14 protein-coding genes are annotated in these 17,849 nt (G+C 70.1%); 3 read left to right on the top strand and 11 right to left on the bottom strand.

The annotated features are described in order from the left end of the window. The first annotated feature begins 1 nt into the window (after nucleotide 1). On the top strand, nucleotides 2–757 hold the full coding sequence (locus tag Q9R39_RS13805) for a PIG-L family deacetylase (RefSeq protein ID WP_058253209.1): 756 nt from the start codon (nucleotides 2–4) through the stop codon (nucleotides 755–757). Here the strand turns inward: Q9R39_RS13805 and recD are convergent. Genes recD through Q9R39_RS13785 form a run of 4 tightly spaced genes read right to left on the bottom strand, consistent with a single transcriptional unit; the run spans nucleotide 754 to nucleotide 9,998 of the window. Further along, entirely contained in the window at nucleotides 754–2,616 is a 1,863-nt protein-coding gene (gene recD / locus Q9R39_RS13800) for an exodeoxyribonuclease V subunit alpha (protein WP_211539514.1), read from the bottom strand. The two genes, Q9R39_RS13805 and recD, sit on opposite strands and share 4 nt — an antisense overlap. Beyond that, nucleotides 2,613–5,996, bottom strand: a complete 3,384-nt coding sequence (locus Q9R39_RS13795) for a UvrD-helicase domain-containing protein (RefSeq protein ID WP_211539515.1) — start codon at nucleotides 5,994–5,996, stop codon at nucleotides 2,613–2,615. The genes recD and Q9R39_RS13795 overlap by 4 nt, the downstream gene beginning before the upstream one ends. Then, nucleotides 5,993–9,451 carry an exodeoxyribonuclease V subunit gamma gene (recC, locus tag Q9R39_RS13790; protein WP_211539516.1) on the bottom strand — a complete coding sequence of 1,153 codons (3,459 nt, stop codon included), beginning with the start codon at nucleotides 9,449–9,451 and terminating at the stop codon, nucleotides 5,993–5,995. Before recC ends, Q9R39_RS13795 begins: the two co-directional genes overlap by 4 nt. Before the next feature lie 31 nt (nucleotides 9,452–9,482). After that, nucleotides 9,483–9,998: a thioesterase family protein gene (locus Q9R39_RS13785; RefSeq protein WP_065629855.1), complete on the bottom strand. Its 516-nt coding sequence runs from the start codon at nucleotides 9,996–9,998 to the stop codon at nucleotides 9,483–9,485. Between the two features lie 134 nt (nucleotides 9,999–10,132). Between Q9R39_RS13785 and Q9R39_RS13780 the strand changes: the two genes are divergently transcribed. Beyond that, nucleotides 10,133–10,738 (top strand): GNAT family N-acetyltransferase, encoded by a 606-nt coding sequence (locus tag Q9R39_RS13780; RefSeq protein ID WP_058253204.1) that lies wholly within the window; start codon nucleotides 10,133–10,135, stop codon nucleotides 10,736–10,738. A gap of 170 nt (nucleotides 10,739–10,908) precedes the next feature. Continuing rightward, nucleotides 10,909–12,426, top strand: coding sequence for an NAD(P)/FAD-dependent oxidoreductase (locus tag Q9R39_RS13775; RefSeq protein ID WP_058253203.1), 1,518 nt, complete (start codon nucleotides 10,909–10,911; stop codon nucleotides 12,424–12,426). Between the two features lie 33 nt (nucleotides 12,427–12,459). On the opposite strand, the gene Q9R39_RS13770 is transcribed toward Q9R39_RS13775, so the two are convergent. From Q9R39_RS13770 to Q9R39_RS13740, 7 genes are all read right to left on the bottom strand, one after another. Beyond that, nucleotides 12,460–13,188, bottom strand: coding sequence for an urease accessory protein UreD (locus Q9R39_RS13770; protein ID WP_058253202.1), 729 nt, complete (start codon nucleotides 13,186–13,188; stop codon nucleotides 12,460–12,462). 2 nt (nucleotides 13,189–13,190) lie between these two features. Then, on the bottom strand, nucleotides 13,191–13,877 hold the full coding sequence (gene ureG / locus Q9R39_RS13765; protein ID WP_058253201.1) for an urease accessory protein UreG: 687 nt from the start codon (nucleotides 13,875–13,877) through the stop codon (nucleotides 13,191–13,193). A 60-nt stretch (nucleotides 13,878–13,937) separates the two neighbouring features. Then, complete coding sequence (locus Q9R39_RS13760; RefSeq protein WP_058253200.1) at nucleotides 13,938–14,603, bottom strand: urease accessory protein UreF; 666 nt, start codon at nucleotides 14,601–14,603, stop codon at nucleotides 13,938–13,940. Beyond that, nucleotides 14,603–16,321, bottom strand: coding sequence for an urease subunit alpha (locus tag Q9R39_RS13755; RefSeq protein WP_265968354.1), 1,719 nt, complete (start codon nucleotides 16,319–16,321; stop codon nucleotides 14,603–14,605). The genes Q9R39_RS13760 and Q9R39_RS13755 overlap by 1 nt, the downstream gene beginning before the upstream one ends. Nucleotides 16,322–16,324: 3 nt before the next feature. Next, a complete protein-coding gene (locus Q9R39_RS13750; protein ID WP_058253198.1) occupies nucleotides 16,325–16,699 on the bottom strand; it encodes an urease subunit beta in 375 nt (124 codons plus the stop codon). 85 nt (nucleotides 16,700–16,784) lie between these two features. Next, nucleotides 16,785–17,087, bottom strand: a complete 303-nt coding sequence (locus Q9R39_RS13745; protein ID WP_058253197.1) for an urease subunit gamma — start codon at nucleotides 17,085–17,087, stop codon at nucleotides 16,785–16,787. 133 nt (nucleotides 17,088–17,220) lie between these two features. Continuing rightward, nucleotides 17,221–17,643: a PaaI family thioesterase gene (locus Q9R39_RS13740; protein WP_058253196.1), complete on the bottom strand. Its 423-nt coding sequence runs from the start codon at nucleotides 17,641–17,643 to the stop codon at nucleotides 17,221–17,223. Nucleotides 17,644–17,849 lie beyond the last annotated feature (206 nt).

Below are 17,849 nucleotides of genomic sequence, written 5' to 3'. Positions count from 1 at the left end.
GATGGGCACACCCCGACTGCTGTTGGTGCACGCGCACCCCGACGACGAATCACTGTGGACCGGTGGACTCATCGCGCGTCACACCGACGCCGGCGGCGAGGTCGACCTCGTGATGTGCACCTGGACCGACGGCACCGTCCGGCACCGCGAACTCGCCGACGCGGTCGACATCCTCGGCATGCCGCGACCACCGATCATGCTCGGCTATGCCGACGACCGGCGACCAGAATCCGCACCCGATGCGCAGCGGCTGTGCGAGGCGTCGTTCGACGAACAGGTCCGTGCGCTCACCCACCACATCCGGGCACTGCAACCCGACATCGTCATCACCTACGACCCGCTGGGTATCTACGGTCACCCCGACCACGTCCACGCGCACCGGCTCGCGTGCGCCGCGGCCGACGCGGCGGCGTCGACGAAGCTCTACCACCGCGCCGGGCCGGCCTGGCGCGTGCGTTCGCTGTACTTCGCCACCATCCCGGAGTGGATGATGGACATCCTCGCGGAGAGCCTGTTCGCGGACATCCCCCGGGAGCAGCTACCCGGCACCCCGGAGTCCGAGATCGACGTGGTCGTCGACGTGTCGGATCTCGCGGCCCGCAAGAGGGCCGCCGTCACCGCCCACCGTTCCGAGATCGATCGCAGCCGGGCCATCTCCGGCTTCATGTCGCTGCCCGACGACATCCAGGAGAAGCTGCTCGGCGTCGAGTGCTATCAGCGCCGCGACCTCGTCCCCGGTGGTTGCGACCTGATCTAGGAGCGGTCGAACGGCGTCACCGCCGATCGCAGACCGCTGGCCCGCTGCACGCGGCGGTCGACCGCCGCGGCCAGCACCTCGGGTGTCCCGACGATCCGCACGTGGTCGCGGGCGCGGGTGATGGCGGTGTACAGCAACTCCCGGGTGAGCAATTCTGAGCCCGTGGGCGGGAGGATCACCGTGACCTGCCGGAACTGGCTGCCCTGGCTGCGGTGGATGGTCATCGCGTGGACCGACACGACGTCGGCGAGCTGCGTCGGGTGCAGGAGTCGCACCGATCCGCCGCGACGGAAGGCGACCCGGACTGCGTCGGCCCCCTGCGTCCGGCCCTCGGGATCGGCGATCACCACGCCCGTGTCGCCGTTGAACGTCGCCGTCTGGCGGTCGTTGGCGGTGACCAGGATGGGCTGTCCCGCATACCATCCGGCTAGCTCGGCGCCGGCGGTGCCCAGCCACTCGGTGATCCTGGCCGACCAGCCACGGACACCCCATGAGCCCTCCCGGTGCGCGCACAGCACCCGGTGGGCGTCGAGCGCGTCGAGCGCCCCGTCGGCATCGGCACGACGGGCCGCTGCCCGCAGCGCCCGGCCCCATTCGACGAGATCGGCACGGACGGCATCGAGGTCGTCGGGCGCGACGAGTTCGACGTTCGGGACGTCGTCCGCGGCGACCAGTCTCAGGACTTCGTCTGCGTCACCGGCGTTCACGGCCGCCGCGACCCGCGAGATGCCGCCGCCGAAACGGAATTGGCGCCGCAGGGTGATGACGCCACCGGCGAGATGATCGGTGTCCTCGGGTTCCAGTTCATGATCGGCATCCCCGCCCACCGCCTCGAGCGCGGCCTGTGATACCGCCGTCATGGTTCCCAAATCTCCCTGCACTCCAGCGACATCCGCCCGTTCGACGAGATCCGCGAGCACCGCTCCGGCCTCGACTGACGCGAGCTGGTGCGGGTCACCGACGAAGATCACCCGTGCATCCGGACGGACTGCGTCGAGCAGACGGCTCATCGCGGTCATCGACAGCATCGAGGTCTCGTCGACGACGATGACGTCGTGCGGCAGTGTCCGCCCGCGGCCGTACCTCGGGTTGGCACCCGGGCGCCAGCCGAGCAACGAGTGGAGCGTGACGGCGTGCGCCGTGACGGGAACCGTCGACTCCGCTTCCACCGAGGCCTGCAGCTGAGCCGCCGCCCGGCCCGTCGGCGCGCACAGTCCGATACGGAGGCCGGGTCCCTGCAGGGCGTCCAGTACCGCGAGAATGCGTGCGACCGTGTAGGTCTTGCCGGTGCCGGGACCGCCCGCCAGGACGGTGGTCCAGCGGGTCGCGGCGACCACTGCCGCCAGCTTCTGCAGGTGCCCGTCCTCGGGCGAGGTGTAGACGGCGGCTATCGCAGCGCGCAGCGCATCGGCTTCGACCACGGGTGTCGTCTGTGCGCGGCGGGCAAGCGTCTCGCGGATCGTCTGTTCCTGCCGAAAGTACTTCTGGAGGTACACCAGCGGCCCATCGATGGACCGTCGCACCACCAACGGACGCAACGGACCCGCCTCGCTGCCGGCGACGAGCGGGCTCTCGAGCAGTGCGTCGAGCACCGCATCGGACGACGGGATGGTGAGGTCGGCGGTGTCGTCGCCGGCCAGCTCGCCCAAACGGTCCAGCGCGAGGCACGTCGAACCGAGCCGCACCGCACGGACCGCCAGCGCGGCGCCGAGACGCGCGATCTCGGACACCGGCTCGGCGCACATCGTCACGAGACGGTCGGTGATGTGCACGTCCGCGGCGGCGAGGACTCCGGCCGCGTTCCACTCGGCGAGCACACCGGTGGCCCACTCCACCACCTGGACGTCGGACACGGTCATCGGGACGCACCCGCCAGTGCATCGGACAATGCGAGGATCAGGTCTGCGGGCAGATCCCACTCGAACACGCCGCAACCGGGCGGCGTGCCCGGCCCGGCCATGCCGCGCACGAAGTGGTACTGCACCGGGCCGAGATGCCGGACCGGATCGTAGCCGACGACGCGCCAGCGCAGATACCTGTGCAGCGCAACCGAATACAGCATCGCCTGCAGCGGATAGTGGGCGGCGATCATCTCGCCTGCCATGGCCGCGGTGTCGAAGTCCTCGACGACCAGGTCCCCCGCCCGGATGCGGTTGGTCTTGTAGTCGACGACCACGTAGCGGCCGTCCGGGGTGCGCAGCACCGAGTCGATGCTGCCCGTCAGGAAGCCGCGCAGTTCACGATCGGGGAGCTCGCGGAGGTGATCGACGTAGTCACGCAACGGATCGTCGTCGGGCAGATACCGGTCCAGCAGTTCGGCCAACACCCCCGGCGTCGCCCCACGGGCGCCGGGGGCGCGATCCGGCGGCCCCAGCGGGAGCTCGAAGTCGAGCTCGGCGAGGCGATCTCCCGGCTCGACGCCCCAGAGATCGCCGAAACCGAGTGGCGTGGTGAGGACGCCGACGAGCGCGGCGACCAGTACGTCGGCGTCGATGTCGGCCGGCAGGACCCCGAGTGCGCGCGAACACAATTCGCGCACATGGGTCTCGATGTCGGGCGCCGAGGTGTCGACGTATTCGAGGACCTCGTGCACCAGGGTGCCGAACGCCGCACCGTAGGGCAGCCCGTTCATCAGCGACGGCGACCCCGCTCGGTGCCCCTCTGCGGGCGGCTCGTCGTGCTCGACCGGGTCGGCGGCCGGCTCGTCACCCAGGATGTCGTCGGCCGGTTCGCTGCCGGTGGTGACGGCAGAACCGGCGGAGCCCCCGGGTGCGCCGTGCGCGACGTCGGCGACGATGGCCGAGTACGACGTACGACGCCATTCCTGATCGATGGCGCGCCGGAACCGCGCGACCCCGAGGGTCGCCGTCTCGACATCGGCGTGCGGCGGGGCCGCCACCGCACCGGCCTCGATCCGGCCGGCGGGCTCGACCGAGATCGCGGCATCGCGCCCGGTCAGGGTGCGCAGGACGCCGACGCACGTGGCGTCGTCGTCGGGTATGGGGACGTCGGGGGCGACCGACCACACCGATTCGCCGGTCTCGGAAGGGATTCGGGTCGCGGTGTCGCGCCCGAAGATCAGCCGGTGCAGCGGCCCGCTCGTGGTGTTCATCGACGGCGCCCACCACGCCACGACCTGCGATTGCGCCCGTGTCAGCGCGACGTAGAGCAACCGGAGGTCTTCACCGGCCGTCTCCTCGGCGTACCGCTTGCGCCGCGCCGCGCGGCCGGGCGCCTGTCCGCCACCGACGTCGAGGCGCCGGGTACCCGACTCGTCGTGGTAGGTGATGTTGCCGCGGTCGCCGATCCACGTCCCGTCCCAGCCGTAGGGCACGTAGACGATCGGGAACTGCAGGCCCTTGCTGGCATGCACGGTCATGATCTGGACGGCCTGGGTGTCGCGGTCGAGGCGTCGACTCTGGTCTTCGTATCGCTGGCGCGCGGACGTGTCGGCGATCCGCTCGGCCAGCCACTCGACGAGGCCGCTGACTCCTGCCGAGGTCTCGACCACGTGCTTGTTGCAGAGCGCGGACACCTGCAGGAGATCGGTGAGGATGCGTTCACCGTTCTCGGTGGCCAGGACGCGCGCGGCGACACCGTGCGAGTCGAGCAGGCGCTGCGCCATCGCCGCGAACCCGCCCTGCACGAACACCCGTCCCAGCGAGGCCAGTTCGGCCCCGAGCTCGGCGACCTCTGGTTCGCCTGCGGTGGCCACCTTTTCGATCGACCAGCCGAGCAGGGTCGTGAGCGCCGCCAACCGCACGCGGTCCGCGCGGGAGGGTTGTTCGACGGCACGCATCACCCACAGCCAGTGCTGGGCCGCGGTCGTGGAGAACACGTTGACCCCCGACCCGATGACCGAGTTGATGCCGCGCTCGGCGAGCTCCCGCTGGAGCGGTTCGATGGTGCTGTTGAGCCGCACCAGGATCGCGATGTCGCCCGGATCCACCGGGCGGGAGGTTCCGCCGGCCTCGAGTCGAGCGCCCTGGGCGAGGGTCTGCGCGATGTCGTCGGCGACATCGACCGCGATCCGGTCGCGGACGTCCTTCACCGCGGGCAGGTTGTAGGCGTTGCGGGACGTGAAATCGTTGCGCAGGAAGGCGCGGATGCGCAGCGGCGGACGACCGTCGAGTCGGCTGCCCGGGTGTGCCGCCGAGACCGGATGCACCACGATGCCCGGATGCCCCAGCGCCGCCTCGCCGTACAGATGTCCGAGGGCGTCGACGAGGGCGCCGTCGGATCGCCGGTTCACGTCGAGCGCCTGCAAGGTGTCGGCCGAGGACACCGCGGCGAGGTAGCTCAGGACCTCGGCACCGCGGAACCCGTAGATCGACTGTTTGGGGTCGCCGACGAGGATGAGTCGGCGATGGCCGTGGAAACACCGGCGCAGGATGTCCCACTGCAACGGGTCCGTGTCCTGGAACTCGTCGACCAGGACCACGGTGAAGGTGTTGCGGATACGTTCGCACGCGCGCTCGCCGACCACCGGGTCGGTCACGATGCGTTGCAGGATGGCCTGCAGGTCGTCGTAGGTCCGTACGCGCGCATCACGTTTGCGCGCCTCGACGATGCGGCGGACCGCGGACGCGAAACTCACCCGACGGGCGGCCACCGCATCGCCACCCGGCCCGTCGGTCGACTCGGAGGTGTCCGGCGCCAGTGCGACCGACGCCTGGCGTACCGCGTCGCGGGCGATCGACTGCGCCTCGGTGAAGTCGAATTCCGGTGTGTCGCTTGCCCAGAAACCGCGCAGGTAGAGGTCCAGCGCCACCTCTTCGGTGAGTTCGTCGACCTCTTCGACGATCGAGTAGACCAGTTCACGCTCACCCAGGAAGCCCAGCGCCTCCAGCATGCGGTTGCAGAACGTGTGGGTGGTCGCGATCGTCGACGCGTCGAAGTCGCTCAGAGCGCGGGCGAGATTGCGACGACGGGTGGCGACCTCGTCCGGTGATCCCTGCGCCAGCATCTGCAGCAGCGCGTCGTGGCCGGGGGCGGCACCGGGACGGTCGAGTCCGTCCAGCAACTCGCGCACGCGGTCTCGCATGCGTTCACGCAGCTCGGCGGTCGCGGCCCGGCTGAAGGTCACCAGCAGCATCTCCGAGATCGGGACTCCCTCGGCGATGTGCCGGGCGGCGAGTCCGACGATGGCGTAGGTCTTCCCGGTTCCGGCGCTCGCCTCCAGGACCGTGGTGTGATCCGGCAGGTCGGCGGTGACGTCGAAGGTGGCCGGCCGTCTCACGTGCCCTCCCGGTGCTCATCGAGTGGCACCCACACGGTTCGCGCCAGCCCGGCGAACAACGGTTCGTCGTCACCCATGGGCAGTTCGACACCGCCGACGGTGCGATGGTCGGGCGTCGCGCTGTCGAGGAGGTCGTCGAAATCGACCTCGGCCAGCACGTCCCCGCCGAATGCGAGCTTCACATATGGGTCGTGCGCGGCACCGAATCTGTCGTCGAAGTTCCGGCGGGCGTTGGCGAGCGAGAACGTGCTGCGCCGGCCGGGCCCGTCGTTCTCGACGAACGTGTACGCGGGTTCCAGCGGCAGCGGCAGCGGACGACGAAGACCCTCGTCACGTAGCCGGACGAGGTCGTGAAGCAACGGAACCGGATCCGCGGGGCGCCGGAGTGTGATGGTGCTGGTCCCGCCGCCTCGCGGGGCCCGCCCGATCAGGACCGCCGAGTCCACCGACCGCGCCGCGGCATTGCCCTGGGTCGCGGCGGCGGCCACCGCGAGAAGCGTGATCCAGCCGCTGAGTTGCTGTTTGGCCTTGAGCTTGGAGTACGTCGGCCGCACCAACGCGGCCGGCACGGTGTCGCCGAACACGTCACCGACCGTTCCGTGCACCCGGCGGCCGTCGGGTAGTCGGACCAGGACGTCGAGGGTCGTGGGAGTCCCTGTGCGCAACGGCTCGACGACGCCGTACAGCCGCGTGACCGTCCGCGAGATCGCGCGGAGCTCACGGGTGCCGAAGGCGAACGGCGGCAGTGTCCCGCGCCGGAGCTCGGCCGCCTCGCACTCCCCGATGGACACCCCGGTCAGCATCCGGGAGAGGAATCGGTCGCCGATCCCCCACTTGTCCAGTGGTTCCAGTTCGACATCGAGTTGGTCGTCGTGTGGCCGGTCGTCGTCGGGGATGCGGGCACCGAGGCGCTGGCGGACGAACGCCACGATCGGGTCCACGTGGAAGTCGATGAGGGTCGCGAGGTCGATGTCCTCGGTGTCGGGGGTCCGTTCCGGCGCGGGCAGCACCTCGGCAGCGGCGACCACCACGCGCCGCGTCGGCTCGCGTAAGGCCTCGGCTCCGCGAAGCATCGACGCGTCGTGGCTGAACGGCCCCGCGATTCCCGGCACGCCACCGGGGGTGAAGTTCCGCGCGTCGAACCCGTGCAGCGAATGCCGGCGAACGGGACTCACGCCGGTCAGACCGGTGAGCGTGTCGACCAGTTCGCTCACGACCACAGCGGGCGGGATCCGCCGGCCGGAGACGGGGTCGGCGCCACTGTAGAAGACGAGGAGGGCATCTTGCGCGGCGCAGATCGCGTCGAGGAAACACTGCCGGTCCTCGTCCCGCGGATTGCGTTCGCCCACCAGCGGATCGACGCCGAGTACGTCATCCCCGTCGATCCGCTGGACACGCGGGAACACCTCGGCGTCGATCCCGAGCAGCACGATCACCCGGTGCGGCACCGAGCGCATCGGCACCATCGTGCACACCGTCAGTTCTCCGGTGCGGAAGTTCGAGCGCGTCGGCCGGCCGGCGACCAGCGCCGATAGGAGGTCCCGCACGTCCGCCAGACGCAGCACCTCCTCCGGCTCGACCGGTCGGGTGTCCCCGAAGGCCTCGCTGAGCATCCGGATTGCCTGTGCGCGTTGCCAATCCTCGGCGGGCTCGGTCGCCGTCAGCGACGAGACGGCGTCGATGAGCGTCTCCGCCCATCGGTGCGCGGGAGCGGCTTCCCGCAGTTCGGCCAGCACCCGACCGAGTCGGTCGAGGAACTCGTCGAACCTACCGACGAGATCGATGCCGGTGCTCTCCACTCCGGCGAGCGGCAGTGCAGTACCGAGCCATTCGTCGTCGGCCTCCTCGGCGACGACGCCGAGGGCGATGCGGTCCAGGCCGGCGTCGAAGGTGCCCTGGCGGAACCGTTCGAGACCGTAGCGGGCGCGTTCGGCGACGCCTATCCCCCACCGGACGTTGCTGTGCGCCAGCCATTCCCGGATCAGATCCAGGTCGTCGTCGGTCATCGCGAACCGGGTTCGTACCGGCGGGGCGCCGAGGAGGTCGACGACGTCACCGGCGGTCACCCGGCCCGCGGCCAGCTCCACGACTCCGACGATCACGTCGAGGATCGGGTTCACATGGCGAATTCCACGGTCGGCGAGCCGAACTCGCAGATCGAACGCCGGATGCGGCAGTCCCGCTTGTCCGAATGCGCCACGGATCAGGGGTGCGTAGGTCTCGACGTCCGGGCACATGATGAGGACATCGCGCGGCTGCAGCTCGGGATCGGCGGCGAACAGATGCAGCAACCGATCCCGCAGGACCTCGATCTGCCGCTCGGGCCCGTGACACGCGTGCACCTCTACGGACGGGTCCGCGGAGACGGTCGGGTCCGACGTGTCGGTCTGGTCCGACGTGTCGGTGAGGCCGGGCGCGGGAGCCAGGTCGTCGCGGATCCCCGACTGGACGACGTGCAGCGCGGTGTCGCCCAGCACCGACTCCCGCGGCACATGGTGCAGGTCCCGATCGACGATCGGAGCGAGCCGCAACTGGAGTTCCTGCAGATCACGGGAGAGACCGGCGAGCAGGGGGTTTCGCAGTTCGGGGAGCTCGCACTCCCCGCGTCGAGGTGGGACCCCGTTGCCGGAGTCGGGGTCGACGAGGGCACCGAGGTCCGCCCACAGCCGCGGACTCGGGTGGGGCACGAACAGGTGGACATCGTGGTGGACGGCTGCGGCCGCGGCGATCTGACGGAACGACTCGGTGATCCGCGTCGGCCCGAAGACCGACAGTCGTTCCGGCAATCCCCCCGCCGCGGGGTCGGTGCGCAGCCGATCGCAGACCGCGGCGAGATCCTCCGCGGGATGCGGCCGGCCGATCTCGGCGCGGACCGCACGCCAGAACCCGGGCTGCCACGCCAGGTCGTCCCGCAGGGGGCGGCCGGCACCGTCGAGATCGTGGCCGGCGGCCCAGTCGGCGATCAGCGACGGACGCGACCGCCCGTACCGGTCGAACAACTCGGCCAGATGGCGTGCGGTGGCGTAGCGGCGCCCGATCCGGGGCGAGGAGGTGTCGCCCGCGCCGATGTGCCGCGCGATCACGTCGAGCGCGGGGTCGTCGACGCGGTCGTCGAGGACACGCAGCACCGGCCACGTCAGTTCGGCCGCGCGCCACGGATCGTCCGACGCCGTCAGCGAGCCCGAGGTGTTCAGACGCGTGTCACCGAGCACCGCCGCGACGATGGCGTCAGCCAGGCGGGGCGGTCCGGTGAAATCGATGTTGGCCGCGATCCCGTCGTCGCCAGCCCCTGCCCCCAGGCGTCGGGCCAGATGCTGGGCGAGCCACCGCTCGACTCCCGCGGCGGGAACCGACACGATCTCCGGGCGCATCGGGTCGCCCAGCGGGTGCGCGAGGACCTCGGCCAGCGCATCGGCCAGCGTGTCGGTGCGTTCGGCGCGGTGCAGGATGAGCATGGGACGGCTGTGACTCCGGGGCCCGGCCCGGTCAGCCCGCGGCGTTCGACCGGGGCGTGTGGAAACGCACCGGCTCGCCGAGGCGCGCGGTCAGCAGCGGCCGGGCGTCGTCGGGAATCGGGGTGGGTCGGCCGGTGTCCGGGTCGACGACGACCATCGTGGTCTCGGCCGTGGCGCACAGCGTCCCGGACTGGTCGAACAGGCGCAGGGCCATGACGAACGACGACCGGCCCACGCGTCCGATGCAGGTGCGCACGTGCACCGGGTCGAGCGAGTAGTGCACGGGAGCGGAGAACTCGATGTCCTGACGCGCGACGAGGAACGAGAACTTCCGCGGCCGGTCGGGCATCCATTCATAGAACGAACGCACCCGGCTCTCCTCGAAGATCCGGGAGATCTGCACGTTGTTGATGTGGTTGTTGATGTCCATGTCGCCCCAGCGCAGCGCGACCGGGATGTCGAGGACGTAGTCCGGTCCGGCGGAACCGGCTGCGGTTGCCTCGGGATCGAGGGCATCTGGGTCGGGGGCATCTCGGTGGGGGGCCACGGCGCGATCTTAGTGCGGGACACGCGTACGACGAACTGCAGGAGTCACCGCCGACCAGACCGTAGACTCACTCGCCGGGGCAGGACGTCAGGCGTATCGGTGCGCGCACCCCCGGCGCGCGGTGAGGGGCTCGGGTGAACATCGACACGGCACGGGCTCGGCTGCGCCCGGTGTCCGCCGTCGATGTCGACGAGCTCGTCCACCTCGACAGCGATCCCGAGGTCATGCGGTACGTGAGCGGCGGTGCCGCGACACCGCGCGCCGTGATCGAGGACTGGGTGGTCCCCCGCGCCGAGACCGAACACCGCAGACACGGCACCGGCACCTGGATCCTGTGCGACCCCGCCACCGCCGCCTTCCTCGGCTGGATCTCGCTGCGCACACCACGGCACAGCAACCGTGCCGAACTCGAACTGAGCTATCGCCTCCGGCGCACGGTGTGGGGCCGCGGCCTCGCGACCGAGGCGGCGTTCGCCCTCGTCGCGTTCGCGTTCGACCACCTCGGCACCGAGCGGGTGTTCGCGAGCACGGTCGCCCGCAACGCGTCGTCGCGCCGCGTGATGGAGAAGCTCGGGATGACGCTCTGCGCCATCCACCTCTGCGACGACGCCGCGGACTCGGCCGAGCTGCTGACCATCCACCCGGACCGCGACCGGTCTGAGGTCGAATACGAGCTCCTCCGGGCCGACTGGCAGGAGCGATCGCAACGATGGTCGTCGGCCGGGGGTCTCACCGCGTGAGCGCAACACCCCTCTGGCCGCGCCCATCGGATCATCATTGACTACCGTTGAGAACATGCACGGTCGTACTCCGGCCCCGGCGCTACACGGCCCCCTCGGGTAGCACCCCACTCGGGTTCGCCGAAGTCCGCACGACCGTCGCCCAACGACCTGGAAGGAGATGTCTGGAGATGAGCAGCCCCGCCGTCCAGGCCCCCGCTGGAGCAGCCACGACCCGTCGGAAAGTGGTCATCATCGGTTCGGGCTTCGGCGGATTGTTCGCCGCCCAGCGACTGGCCAAGGCCGATGTCGATGTCACGCTGATCGCCAAGACCACCCATCACCTGTTCCAACCGATGCTCTACCAGGTGGCGACCGGCATCGTCGCCGAGGGCGAGATCGCACCGGCCACCCGCGTGGTCCTGCGCAAGCAGAAGAACACCGCGGTGCTCATGGGTGACGTGTACGACATCGACCTCGAGGCCAAGACCGTCACCTCCCGCCTGCTCGAGCGCATCACGGTCACCCCGTACGACGACCTCATCGTCGCCGCCGGCGCCGATCAGTCGTACTTCGGCAACGATCACTTCGCCGAGTACGCGCCCGGCATGAAGACCATCGACCACGCACTCGAACTGCGCGGACGGATCCTGGGCGCCTTCGAGCAGGCCGAGCTGTCCCACGACCCCGCCGAGCGCGCCAAGCTGCTGACCTTCGTGGTCGTCGGCGCCGGCCCCACCGGTGTCGAATTGGCCGGCCAGATCGCCGAGATGAGCGACAAGACCCTCAAGGGCGCGTTCCGCAACATCGACCCGACCGAAGCCCGGGTGATCCTGCTCGATGCCGCGCCGGCCGTCCTGCCGCCGTTCGGCCCGAAGCTCGGTGGCAAGGCCGCGGCCCGCCTCGAGCGCATGGGCGTCGAGATCCAGCTGAACGCGATGGTCGTCGACGTCGACTACGACGGCCTGGTCGTCAAGGAGAAGGACGGCACCACCCGCCGCATCGAGTCGCAGTGCAAGGTGTGGTCGGCCGGCGTACAGGCCAGCCCGCTCGGCCAGCAGCTCGCCGAGCAGTCGGGCGTCGAACTCGACCGCGCCGGCCGGGTGAAGGTGCTCCCCGACCTCACGATCCCCGGCCATCCCGAGGTGTTCGTCGTCGGCGACATGATGGCCGTCGACGGGGTCCCGGGTGTGGCGCAGGGCGCGATCCAGGGCGGCCGCTATGCCGCGGACGCCATCAAGGCCGAGCTGAAGGGGCAGACCCCCGACCAGCGCAAGCCGTTCAGCTACTACGACAAGGGCTCGATGGCGACCATCTCGCGGTACTCCGCGGTGATGCAGGTCCCGATCCCCGGCATCAAGAAGACGTTCGAGACCGAGGGTTACTTCGCCTGGCTCGGCTGGCTGGCGCTGCACCTCGTCTATCTGGTCGGGTTCCGCAACCGCCTGAACACCCTGATCAACTGGTTCTTCGCGTTCACCACGCGCGGCCGTTCGCAGCTCGCGGTGACCGAGCAGCAGGTCTACGCGCGCACCGCGATCGGCCAGTTGTCGGCGCTCGAGAAGGCCGGCGAGACATCCGATGCGGAACCGGCGAAGACCGATGCCGGGACGGTGGACACCGCGTCGACCGCTCCCGGGGCGACGGGCTCGGTCCCCACCGAGGGCAAGGACGCCGACGGCAAGGAATCCGAGGCCGAGGCCAGCTGACCCGCGGGCGGCGGCCGGCCCTTGGGCGGTCGTCTATGGCACGACGGCCAGAGAGTCGATCTCCAGGCCGTCGGCCAGCCGCCGCGCGGTGCTGACCGAGGTCCCGAGCGCCGTGGTCAGACTGGCGCCGCCGGCCAGCTGCAGACGCGCGGCGAACTCGGTCTCGTGCACGTCGCCGGGCCGGTTGTCGGGGTACCGGAACACGCTGCTCGCCGCTCGGTGGCCCGCGGCCCCCGCGGGTGTGCCCTGACCGAGCGAGAGCCGATGGGCCAGCACGACTTGATCGTCGACCTCGACGCGCAGACCCCCGGTCCAGGCACCCATCCGGTCGCGGTCGACCAGGGTGGCGTCCGTCATGCTCGCCGCCCGGCCGATCTGGACGTGCTCGTGGAGATCGAGGGTGGCGCCGGCGGCGAGTCGTGCCGTGATGTCCGAGCGGTGGACCGCGCCACCGGCGACGACCGTCGGTTGCGGGTCGATGCGCAGGCGACCACCGTCGCCGACGGCGATCTCCCACCGAGCCGACGAGTCCGGACGGTCGCGGGCCGGCAGCGCGATCGTCGCCGCGACGCTGCCGAGGCGCAACTGCGCACCCGGTTCGACCTCGATGCGCACCACGATCTCGTCACCACCGAGCGGCGTGGCGGCGGTGCCGATCAGCTGAACGTGGCCCGGCGCGGTCACCCGCACGCCCAGTCCCCCGACCGCCCGATGACGCACGCCACGCTCGACGGTGGCGACGATGTCGACCTCGGTGCGCATCGTCACCCGGCGGCGACCGGGGCCGCCAGTTGGGCCCGGACCCAGGCCAGCACGTCCGTCGCGGCCGGGTCCTCGGTCAGCGAGATCATGGCGGTCTGCCGGCCCTCGCGGACCTTCGCCGCGTCGCGCCGCATGACCTCGAGGTCGGCGTTGACGCGCTCGGCCAGATCGATCTTGTTGATCACCAACAAGTCCGAGAACGTGACGCCGGGTCCGCCCTTGCGGGGCACCTTGTCCCCGCCCGCGACGTCGATGACGAAGATCTGCACGTCGATCAGACCTGTCGAGAATGTCGCGGTGAGATTGTCGCCGCCCGATTCCACGAGGATCAGATCCAGCGGCGGGTTCGCCTCGACGAGATCGTCGATGGCGTCGAGATTGGCGGTGATGTCGTCCCGGATGGCGGTGTGCGGACATCCGCCGGTCTGGACGGCGGTGATCCGTTCATCGGGCAGAACGGCGTTGCGGCGCAGGAAGTCGGCGTCCTCGGTCGTGTAGATGTCGTTTGTCAACACGGCGACCGACAACTCGTCCCGGAGCTGTCGGCACAGTGCGGCCACCAGCGCGGTCTTGCCCGATCCGACCGGGCCACCGACACCGATGCGCAGCGCCTCGCCGGGCTCGCGCTTGCGGCGCGGCCGGTTGTGGTCGTGGGTGTGCGGCTGCCCGTCGATGAGATGCGGGGGCATGGGAACTCCTCTCGGTTCGCGACGGCGACTTCGCCGGGTCACGGGATGGATGGGCGGTGGTCAGGACATGAACAGCGGCATCGGTTGCCGCTCATGGCGTTCGGCGAAGATGTCGAGCACCGGATCGGACAGGTCCGACAGGCCGACCGCGGCCTCGGCGGCGACGCGTTCGCACTCGGGACCGAGTTCGGCGATCATGATCGACACGTCGGCCGGGTCGAGTGCGAGCAGGCGCTGGCCGGCAGTCGCCGACCCGCTCATCGTGGTGTACACGAGGATCAGGGCCGTGTGGAAACCCGACAGCGAGGACACCGCGCCGATCGACCCGCTGATGACGGGGAGATGCGTCGACGGCCGGTGGGCCGACCAATCGACGTCCGGCCACATCCGCCGCGCCAGCCGCACCATCCCGCGGCCCTGCGCCAGCGATGCCTTCCGTGCGGCCGCCGACGGTGTGCGCGCATCGGTTTCGCGTTGCGCGCGGGGCACGTCGAGCGCGCCGTCGGCCACGGCCGCCGCCACCGATGCCGCGACGAGACCGCTCGTGGTCACCCGGCGGTACAGGAAGGACGCGAGATCGCCTGCGGTGCGAATGAATCCGTCGGTGATCGCCTGCTCGACGCCACCGGAGTGGACGTGCCCGCCCACCGGTAGACGCGAATCCGCCAGGGCCAGCATCATCGCCAGCGGCGCGGAGGCGCCCGCGTTCGTGTCGTCGGGTCGCATCAGAACAGGAAATACCGTTGCGCCATCGGGAGTTCGGCGACGGGCTCGGACTCCCACACCTCACCGTCGACCCGCACCGTGAACGTGTCGGGGTCGACCTCGATCGTCGGGCAGGCGTCGTTGTTGACCATGTCGGCCTTCCCGACGCCGCGGGTGTTCTTGACCGGGACGAGCCTGCGGTCGACCCCGATGCGCCCGGCGAGATCGGCGTCGGCACCCGGGGCGACGAAGCTGACCGACGTGGCGGCCGCGAGTTTCGGTGCGGCGCCGAACATCGGGCGCGGGAAGACCGGTTGCGGCGTGGGGATCGAGGCGTTGGCGTCGCCCATCGCCGCCCACGCGATGGCGCCGCCCTTGATGACCAGATCGGGGCGGATCCCGAAGAACGCCGGGTCCCACAGCACGAGGTCGGCGAGCTTACCGACCTCGACGGATCCGATCTCGTCGTCGAAGCCATGCGCACGCGCCGGACAGATCGTGTACTTCGCGATGTAGCGCCGTGCGCGATTGTTGTCCGCCCGACCGTCGCCGGGCAGCGATCCGCGTTTGCGCTTCATCACGTGCGCCGTCTGCCACGTCCGGAGCACGACTTCGCCGATCCGGCCCATCGCCTGCGAGTCCGAGCCGATCATCGAGATGGCGCCCAGGTCGTGCAGGAGGTCTTCGGCCGCGATCGTGGACGGCCGGATCCGGCTCTCGGCGAAGGCGAGGTCCTCCGGCACGGTGGGGTTGAGATGGTGGCAGACCATCAACATGTCGAGATGCTCGTCGAGTGTGTTGACCGTGTGCGGGCGCGTCGGATTCGTCGACGACGGAAGCACATTCGGGTAGGCCGCGACCGTGATGATGTCCGGCGCGTGACCACCGCCCGCGCCCTCGGTGTGGTAGGCGTGGATGCCGCGGCCGGCGATCGCGCCGAGGGTCGTCTCCACGAACCCGGCCTCGTTCAGGGTGTCGGAGTGCAGGGCGACCTGCACGCCGGTCTCATCGGCCACCCGCAGGCAGGCTTCGATGGCCGCGGGCGTACTGCCCCAGTCCTCGTGCAGCTTGAAACCCGAAGCGCCCGCGCGGATCTGCTCGTGCATCGACTCGGCGCTGACGGTGTTGCCCTTGCCGAGGAGCGCGATGTTCATCGGCCAGTGATCGGTTGCGGCGAGGATCGAGGCCAGATGCCACGCGCCGGGTGTCACGGTGGTGGCCTTGCTGCCCTCGGCCGGACCCGTACCGCCGCCGATCACGGTGGTGATCCCGTTGCCCAACGCCTCGTCCATGATCTGCGGACAGATGAAGTGCACATGGCAGTCGATCGCGCCTGCGGTGACGATCTTGCCGTTGCCGGCGATGATCTCGGTCGACGGCCCGATGACCAGGTCCGGATGCACCCCGTCCATGGTGTCGGGATTACCCGCCTTGCCCATCGCGACGATGCGTCCGTCCCGAATCCCCAGGTCGGCCTTGATGATTCCCCAGTGATCGAGGACCACGACACCGGTGATGACGGTGTCGGGGGCGCCGTCGGCGCGGGTCGCCCGACTCTGTCCCATCGACTCGCGGATCACCTTGCCACCGCCGAAGACGGCCTCGTCTCCGGCGCGACCCGGTCCGCCCGACAGGTCCTCGGTGACCTCGATGAGCAGATCGGTGTCGGCGAGGCGGATCAGATCGCCCGTGGTCGGGCCGAACAGCTGTGCGTACCGGTCACGTCCCAGGATGGCCATGCGTCACTCACTCTCGTCGGTACGGACGGCGTCGACCGGTCCGCAGGCACCGGGGGGCTCCAAGGAGATCCCGTACACCTCGCGGGTTCCGCCGAGCGGGACCAGACCGACGGTCATCTCGATGCCGGGCTCGAAACGCACCGCGGTCCCGGCCGGGATGTCGAGGCGGCGGCCGTGTGCGCGAGCGCGGTCGAAGACGAGTGCGGCGTTCGACTGCGGGAAGTGGACGTGACTGCCGACCTGCACCGGACGATCGCCGGAGTTGACGACCCGGAGTTCGACGGCGTCGGCACCCGCGTTGAGCTCGATGGTCCCGTCAGCGGCGATGACCTCACCCGGCACGAGTGTCGATCGCGGGCCGGGATGCGTACCCGACATTTCGGTCTCCTCTGGACTGCTGCTGTTCGATGGACGGGCGCGGGGCGCCACGATCCACCTCGGACGGTGCCCCGATCGCGGGGCGTCAGGCGATGGGGTCGTGCACGGTCACCAGCTTGGTGCCGTCGGGGAACGTCGCCTCCACCTGGACGTCGTGCAGCATCTCCGGCACCCCGTCCATGACGTCGTCGCGCCGGAGCACCTCGCGGCCGGAGGTCATCAGCTCGGCCACCGACCGGCCGTCGCGGGCGCCCTCCAGGACGTGATCGGTGATCAGCGCGACCGACTCCGGGTGGTTGAGCTTCAGGCCGCGCCCCTGCCGCCGCCGGGCCAGCTCGGCCGCGTAGGAGATCAACAGCCGTTCTTGTTCATGCGGCGACAGTCGCACCGGGAGCGCTCCTCGAGAGTGTTCGGCCGGACGGTCTGTTCGGTGGGTCCGGCCGGGCAGTAGGAGTCATCCTGCCATGCCGACACGGGGTCGGCGCGCCGAGTGGCGATGGGGTGACGCGGGCCTCAACGGCCTATGTGACCTCGATGTTCTGCAGCCGCACCTGCGACTTGGCCAGCATCTTTCCGTCCTGGTCGACCATGTCGACAGCCCACAGCTGCTGGCGACGGCCCCGGTGGATCGGGGTCGACGTCGCGGTGACCGTGCCGGCGCGGACGGACCGGAGGAAGTCGGTGTTGTTGTTCACCCCGACGGCGGTGCCGCCGATCCCGGAATCCTGCAGCCAGAGGAAACCGCTCATGCTGGCGACACTCTCACCGACCGCGCAATAGACGCCGCCGTGCACGATGCCGAACGGCTGATGATGACGCTCGGTGATCTCCATCGTGGCCACGATCCGGTCCGGCCCGGCCTCGACGACCTCGAGTCCCAGGACCCCGTCGAGCCCTTTGCCGAATGAATCCCGGAGAACATCGTCCGCACTGTCAGCAGTCATGACGTCAACAGTCGCATGTCGGTCGGATCGTGGCGACAGCAGTCCGGGACTCGGCGGGGAACCGGGCTCGACCGCCGATCGTTTGCCCCCCGAGGATCCCAGAAGGCCCCGCATCTCTGGGAGATGCGGGGCCTTCCGTGCCGTGGACCGGGGGTCTCTGCAGCCCTCAGGACTCTCGCGCGGTCCGACGTGACACTTAATGTAGG

Source organism: Gordonia sp. AC31 (assembly GCF_031844505.1).
Taxonomy (GTDB): Bacteria; Actinomycetota; Actinomycetes; order Mycobacteriales; family Mycobacteriaceae; genus Gordonia; species Gordonia hongkongensis.
The sequence above is the reverse complement of the archived record's forward strand: the minus strand, read 5'-3'. Positions and strand labels throughout refer to the sequence as shown.

Coding starts and splice junctions, on each gene's coding strand:
- Q9R39_RS13805 (WP_058253209.1), top strand. CDS start 2: ATGGGCACACCCCGACTGCTGTTGGTGCACGCGCACCCCGACGACGAA.
- recD (WP_211539514.1), bottom strand. CDS start 2,616: ATGACCGTGTCCGACGTCCAGGTGGTGGAGTGGGCCACCGGTGTGCTC.
- recC (WP_211539516.1), bottom strand. CDS start 9,451: ATGCTCATCCTGCACCGCGCCGAACGCACCGACACGCTGGCCGATGCG.
- Q9R39_RS13775 (WP_058253203.1), top strand. CDS start 10,909: ATGAGCAGCCCCGCCGTCCAGGCCCCCGCTGGAGCAGCCACGACCCGT.
- Q9R39_RS13770 (WP_058253202.1), bottom strand. CDS start 13,188: ATGCGCACCGAGGTCGACATCGTCGCCACCGTCGAGCGTGGCGTGCGT.
- ureG (WP_058253201.1), bottom strand. CDS start 13,877: ATGCCCCCGCATCTCATCGACGGGCAGCCGCACACCCACGACCACAAC.
- Q9R39_RS13760 (WP_058253200.1), bottom strand. CDS start 14,603: ATGCGACCCGACGACACGAACGCGGGCGCCTCCGCGCCGCTGGCGATG.
- Q9R39_RS13755 (WP_265968354.1), bottom strand. CDS start 16,321: ATGGCCATCCTGGGACGTGACCGGTACGCACAGCTGTTCGGCCCGACC.
- Q9R39_RS13750 (WP_058253198.1), bottom strand. CDS start 16,699: ATGTCGGGTACGCATCCCGGCCCGCGATCGACACTCGTGCCGGGTGAG.
- Q9R39_RS13740 (WP_058253196.1), bottom strand. CDS start 17,643: ATGACTGCTGACAGTGCGGACGATGTTCTCCGGGATTCATTCGGCAAA.